The organism is Bacillus sp. Xin1, assembly GCF_013314535.1.
Taxonomy (GTDB): domain Bacteria; phylum Bacillota; class Bacilli; order Bacillales; family Bacillaceae_G; genus Bacillus_A.
The window spans coordinates 1-6,065 of record NZ_JABUAE010000087.1 but is presented as its reverse complement, the minus strand read 5'-3'; the positions used below and the strand labels follow the sequence as shown (position 1 = coordinate 6,065).

Below are 6,065 nucleotides of genomic sequence, written 5' to 3'. Positions count from 1 at the left end.
TATCAAATTTGGAAAGTGAAAAATAAATCTGCACGCTTATGAAACCATTCATGCTCTATATAAACAAAGGCGAAGTCTTCAAAGAGACTCCGCCTTTTCAACGTACAATGAACTGCAACAATTACTAGCTACTTCTTAAACATTGTTCTTTATTTACCAACCTGTTTATGCTTTTTTTAAACTTTGCAACAGAACCTCTCTATCAAATGATTTTTGCAACAGAACCCAATTTTATAAATACAAGTGGTTTTGGACTCAACATAAGAGGTAAATGCAATTTAAATCGTGATAAGTTTCCTTCTACATCCATTTCATAAGCAACTAACATATTCACTTCTGATTGGATAATGTTCCACTTTGCTGTAAACATATCGTAATGATGATGTTTCATCTCTATCTCTATATCAAGTGATTCCCACTTTAGATATAAGGTATTATTTTGTTTGTACACTTCTATTTTTCCATATGCAGGATGGTCAAATACTCCTGTATAATCATTTAATTCATGTGTAAGAGTTGTCTGCTTTACTTGTGGAAAAGGTTTATTTAATTCTTTCATCTGTTCTTCAATTTTAGCCGTATCTTCTACAGCTCGTTTCTGCCAATCGATTGCATCTAATCCAAGTAATTCATCATAAATTTGATATGAAAGGTAAGAAGGTAATGACGTGCCTTCAGAGTTTGTTAATATAACAAGCCCCATATTTTCTTGTGGTATAAAGGATACGAGCGCTGAGAAACCATCGGTACTCCCGCCGTGATGAACTACTTTATAACCACGATATGCACTAATAAACCAGCCAAGTCCATAGTAATTTAATATTGATTCTGGCATAGCTAAAATTGGATCATCGGGAATTTGAATATGTGGTGCATACATTTGCTGTAACATGTCTGGTGCAATTAATTCATGTTCGCCCACTTTTCCTTGATTTAAGTGGAATAACACCCATTTTGCCATATCTTTTATATTTGAGTTAATACATCCAGCAGCGCCGACTATGTCGACATTACAAAACGGTACTTCGGCTATTTTTCCGTTTTTTTCAATATATGGGAGTGCGTAATCATCTGCTTTTTGCGAAGTGATGACTGAGAAGTTTGTATGTTCCATATGAAGAGGTTGCAGAATATGTTCGGTTACATATTGTTCCCATGTTTGATGTGTAATTTGTTCTATCATATAGCTAATTGTCGTATACATTAAGTTATTGTATAAATGGGTTGTACGAAACGGTGCATCTAGCTCCAAATATCGAGTTTTTTCCACGACATCTTTTCGGTTTAATAAAGGTCCATGCCATAGTAGTTCGTGGTCACCAACACCGGAACGATGAGAGGCTAAATCACGAGCCGTAATTTGTGAGCTTACTAGCGGATCACATAGTGAAAAGTTTGGAATATATGCTTGAACAGGTGTGTCCCAATTAAACTTTTGCTGCTGAGCAAGTAAGCTTAGAGAGAGTGTACCAAACGCTTTGGTAGCTGAACCAATCGCAAATAGTGTATTTGGTGTAACGCTTTTTTTATTTCCAATGTCACGGTATCCAAAGCCTTCAGAAAGAATAATTTCCCCATCTTTTATAATTGCGACTGCTACCCCTGGAACGTTTAAATTTTTCATCATTTTTTCTGTACATTCACGCAGACGGTTTCTAAGAGAGGGTTTCATCTTTTGCATACATTTCAGCCTCCTACGTCCATTTTTTTACATCTTTGTATTATTTAGATATCAAGAAGAAGAAAACCTTGTTGTTCACAAAGACGCCATAATTTTTTAGGTTCTGGTGCAAATACTTAGGGGTACCGCCACATCGCTATCAAGCTAAGAAAATAAAAAACCCCCTAAAATAAAAAAATACGCTATTCTTTCTGTTGAATCATAGGAAAGGATGCGTTTTTGTATGTCTATTTCTGTATCTAATGAATTACAACGTGAATGAAAATAATATGACTTCAGTATTTCATTTTATCAATAGGCTATATTGCACAATGGAAATTCCAGTATTTACAAATGAACTACTCTTGTTATAAAATTAAACTGAACGGTCGGTTTATAATTTTTTATAGGAGTAGATAATATGAAAGATCACATCATAACTTTACAAGATGGGCGCAAGTTAGCCTATATTGAATATGGTAAAACAAATGGATTACCAGTCATGCTATTCCACGGTACACCCGGTTCAAGAATTTGGTCATTAACAGATGATATGGTAGCCAAACGATTAGGGATACGACTTCTTTCAATAGATAGACCTGGCTACGGGCTCTCTGATCAAAAACGGAATCGAACAGTTCTGGATTGGGCAGAAGATGTAAATGAATTAGCAGATCAGCTAAAGCTCCAAACTTTTTCTATTTATCAAAAACAAACCAGTAATAATAGTGGTTCTTCTAGGGTTAACATACATGTGGAAAAAGAGGAATTTATCGTTTGTTAGAATACAATGGCATTTGTGAAAAAATAATTAGCAAGATAATTACAAATGTAATATTGAACTTTTAATAGAGATGATAGCTGTGTGCTTAGTATGAAACAGCTAACAACCATCTACACAATATGAATAGAGGAGAGGGAGAATCTTATGAAAACAAGTAGGCAAATTACGAGTGAGTCTGATCAAAATGTATCTAGTTCGCTACAAACAAATACTCAACGAGATCGTACTTCCGTCAAGAAAGCAATGCGGGATACACTACAACTTGGATATCCAGGGATACTTGCTACAATTTATAAGGGTGGAAAAACGTGGAGTTATGCCGCTGGTATAGCGGATCTGAGAACCGAGAAGCCAATGAAAACAGATTTTCGCTTTCGCATTGGTAGTACGACGAAGACATTCATTGCAACAGTGCTACTTCAATTAGCTGGAGAGAACCGCTTGAATCTAGATGACTCCATCGAAAAATGGTTGCCTGGCGTTATTCAAGGAAACGGCTATGATGGTAACCAGATTACGATTCGGCAGATATTGAATCATACAAGTGGGATTGCTGAATACTTCAAGTCAAAAGACTATGATATTATGGATACAAAAAAATTGTATACGGCTGATGAATTAGTAAAGATGGGAATTTCTCTTCCCCCAGACTTTGCCCCAGGTAAGGGCTGGTCTTATTCAAACACGGGATACGTAATATTGGGTATCCTTATTGAAAAAGTAACTGGAAATAGCTATGCAGAAGAGGTTGAAAATCGGATTGTTGAACCGCTCGAATTGTCGAATACATTCCTACCCGGTAATTCAACTGTTATCCCAGGTACCAATCATGCCCGTGGATATGAAAGATATGACGGAGAAAGGGAGCTAAAAGACGTTACTTATTCTTACCCAGGTAACTCCGATGGAGATATAATTTCTACTGCTGATGACTTAAACAAATTTTTCTCTTACTTGCTTAGTGGAAAATTACTAAAGGAACAGCAACTAAAACAAATGCTTACTACAGTTCCTACAGGAATAGCGGGACTTGATAATTATGGTCTTGGAATCTATGAAACTAAACTTCCAAAGGGGGTCTCGATATGGGGACATGCAGGTGGCAATCCAGGTTTTACTACTTTTGCTGGAGGTACACTTGGAGGCAAGCATATATTGGCTATCAATTTGAATGGCCATATAACTAGTCATAGTAATTCTGATCCTTTTAAAAATATTTTACTTGCTGAATTTAGCAAGTAGGTAAAAAGGAAAACCGGATAAATTTTGGCATAGTTTTTATGGCTCTAGTGCAAAAAATCTAAGAAGCTTGGACATACTGATAGTATCAATCTAGGGGTACCGCCCCATCGCCATCAAGCTAAGAAAATACACCTCCCCCAGAACGAGATTTTGTCCTAACTTGTAATAAAAAAGCTCATTTTTTCGTTTTGGGGTGGATTTGTTTTCTTAAGTTGATGGGCATGTATGGTGAGGCCTAGAAAGAAAAGAGATAAGATCAAGGAATGCAATCTTATCTTCAGCATAAGGAGGAAAACAAAAGGTAATAACCATCTTTTTTTTATTATATTATATTTTTTAATATCAAAACCATAGATGCCAGTTATATCTGTATTGCGAACTTTATTTTTTGTAGTATCAAAAGGTGTACCTTTTCCGATTGAAGGAATCAAAGTGAGGTATTAAAGATCGGCAACTACCAGTCTATTTGATTACTAAATATAGTTAAAAATGTAATGATATGTTAATGTTATTTATTAATAATACTTTTGATAAGGGGTGGAATCCAGATGGATAAGAATTTAATTTATGAATATGAAGAAAAACTACGAAACGCTATGGTTAATGGGGATGTAGAAATTCTTGAAAGACTTATCAGTGATGAACTTTCATTTGTTAGTCCTTTTGGACAGATAATAACAAAGGAAGACGACATTAACTCTCATCGGTCAGGGATAGTGAATCTAACTGAAATTAAATTTTTAAATCAAAAGGTTATTCCATTAGAAGATGTCGCTGTTACAATTACACAGGCTAAAGTTAAAGCAATCATTGGTGGACAACATAGGGAAGATGAAATGTACTATACAAGAGTTTGGAAAAAAGATAAGGATGAATTAAAAGTCATCTCAGGACATTGTAGTTTTGTTCAAAAATAAATTTTTTTGAATAAAAAAACGGATAGCTTTAGTTTAAGAAAGACCATCTTTTGATGGTTTTTTTATTGCCGTTCAGGTTCCGACTGGTTCGTAAGAACCTGACGGGTTCTGAATGGATTCCGAAGTATGCCTTTAAAAATTTTGTCATTAAAGGTATAATTTTACAGATAAATCAAAGGATTAATTTAATACCAAATACATGAAAGTTAAATTGCATCAAAAGGTGTACTTTTTGATATGGTGTGTAAATTTTTACCTAATTAAGCTAATTCCCCCATTTCGGGGATTTGGGCAGAAACACCCTACAATCAACAAAGATAAGATGAAGGTTTTTCGTTTATTCTGGAGAATGTTACAAGGTTAGAATAAACATAACTAAATATCCGCTATTATAAGCTTAAAGAAGTGATGGGGGAGGAGAATAAGATGAAAAAGAGAAAAGAGTTGTTTGCACTTCTATTTTCACTCACTTTAGTATGTTCCTGTCAGAACGATAAAGAAGAAGCAAAAAGTGAAGAATCAAAAGTTATGGACACTATTATGGAAACTGTAGATGAAAAGGACTTCCTTAGTGCTTCCATGAGCGATACACCAAAAACAGTAGACTTAGAAATAGCTGATACCGTAAATACAAGTAAGTTAAAAAAAACGATTAATACTCAATTAAAGAATCAAGGTATTAGACCATACACAATTAATGTGAGTCAGAGAAATATGGATATTGTAAAGAAAGAGCGTAGATGGAGCGAAGTTTACAGTTCTATTTTTAATGAAGTGTTTACCAAAAATGGATACAAAGGTTTTGGAATTAAGGAAGTTAATTTCGAATCGAACCAACCATTTCCCCTTGCTATACATACCACAATAAATAATTCAGATCCAGGGGCCAAAGACTTTGGAAAGAAAATAGAAAAAGAGATTGATGATTTACTAAAAACAAAGAAAGTAAAAAAGTGGATTGAAAATGATTCATATATTGTTGAAATTTATAGTCAAGATGAACAAAAAATCAACTAATTAATCGGTATATTCCAAATCCTATCATAATCACACCACATAACATAGGAACAATGTGCTTTTTTTTTGATTCCTCGTAAACCCTAATTCCACCATTAATAAAATTCACCCCTATTACTAGGAAAAAAATATTAAAATATAACTCACTGAAACCTGATGGGATAATTAACAATATAATCATCCCCAATGTCACATAATGAATCACATTGTTAGTCCTACTACTCATCTTAATTAAGACCTCCTTTAGTCTTATTTTTTAATAGGGGTCACCATACATGCCCATCAACTTAAGAGTAAATTAGCAATGAACTTGGGTGTTTTTACCCGTTCTCCCGAGGGATTGGCAAATATACCCTAATAAAGTTCGAAACAAAAGCAAGTAATATAGTTATAACGGTTCTGTTGCGAAGTTTTGTTGAGGTTAAGTGGTGCCAACAAAAAGTTT

Annotated in this window: 5 protein-coding genes and 1 pseudogene; 5 read left to right on the top strand and 1 reads right to left on the bottom strand. The window is 34.5% G+C overall.

All coding sequences use genetic code 11. The annotated features are described in order from the left end of the window. Positions 1–40: 40 nt before the first annotated feature. Positions 41–139, top strand: a pseudogene (locus HRG09_RS29265) (IS6 family transposase); the annotation flags it as partial. 63 nt (positions 140–202) lie between these two features. On the opposite strand, the gene HRG09_RS27300 reads toward HRG09_RS29265, so the two are convergent. Further along, positions 203–1,681, bottom strand: coding sequence for a serine hydrolase (locus tag HRG09_RS27300; protein ID WP_174103948.1), 1,479 nt, complete (start codon positions 1,679–1,681; stop codon positions 203–205). 400 nt (positions 1,682–2,081) lie between these two features. On the opposite strand from HRG09_RS27300, the gene HRG09_RS27295 reads away from it, so the two are divergent. From HRG09_RS27295 to HRG09_RS27280, 4 genes are all read left to right on the top strand, one after another. Further along, a complete protein-coding gene (locus HRG09_RS27295) occupies positions 2,082–2,444 on the top strand; it encodes an alpha/beta fold hydrolase (protein WP_174103947.1) in 363 nt (120 codons plus the stop codon). A gap of 144 nt (positions 2,445–2,588) precedes the next feature. Then, on the top strand, positions 2,589–3,686 hold the full coding sequence (locus HRG09_RS27290; protein ID WP_174103946.1) for a serine hydrolase domain-containing protein: 1,098 nt from the start codon (positions 2,589–2,591) through the stop codon (positions 3,684–3,686). A 548-nt stretch (positions 3,687–4,234) separates the two neighbouring features. Beyond that, on the top strand, positions 4,235–4,603 hold the full coding sequence (locus HRG09_RS27285) for a nuclear transport factor 2 family protein (RefSeq protein WP_174103945.1): 369 nt from the start codon (positions 4,235–4,237) through the stop codon (positions 4,601–4,603). 426 nt (positions 4,604–5,029) lie between these two features. Further along, positions 5,030–5,620, top strand: a complete 591-nt coding sequence (locus HRG09_RS27280) for a DUF4030 domain-containing protein (RefSeq protein WP_174103944.1) — start codon at positions 5,030–5,032, stop codon at positions 5,618–5,620. Positions 5,621–6,065 lie beyond the last annotated feature (445 nt).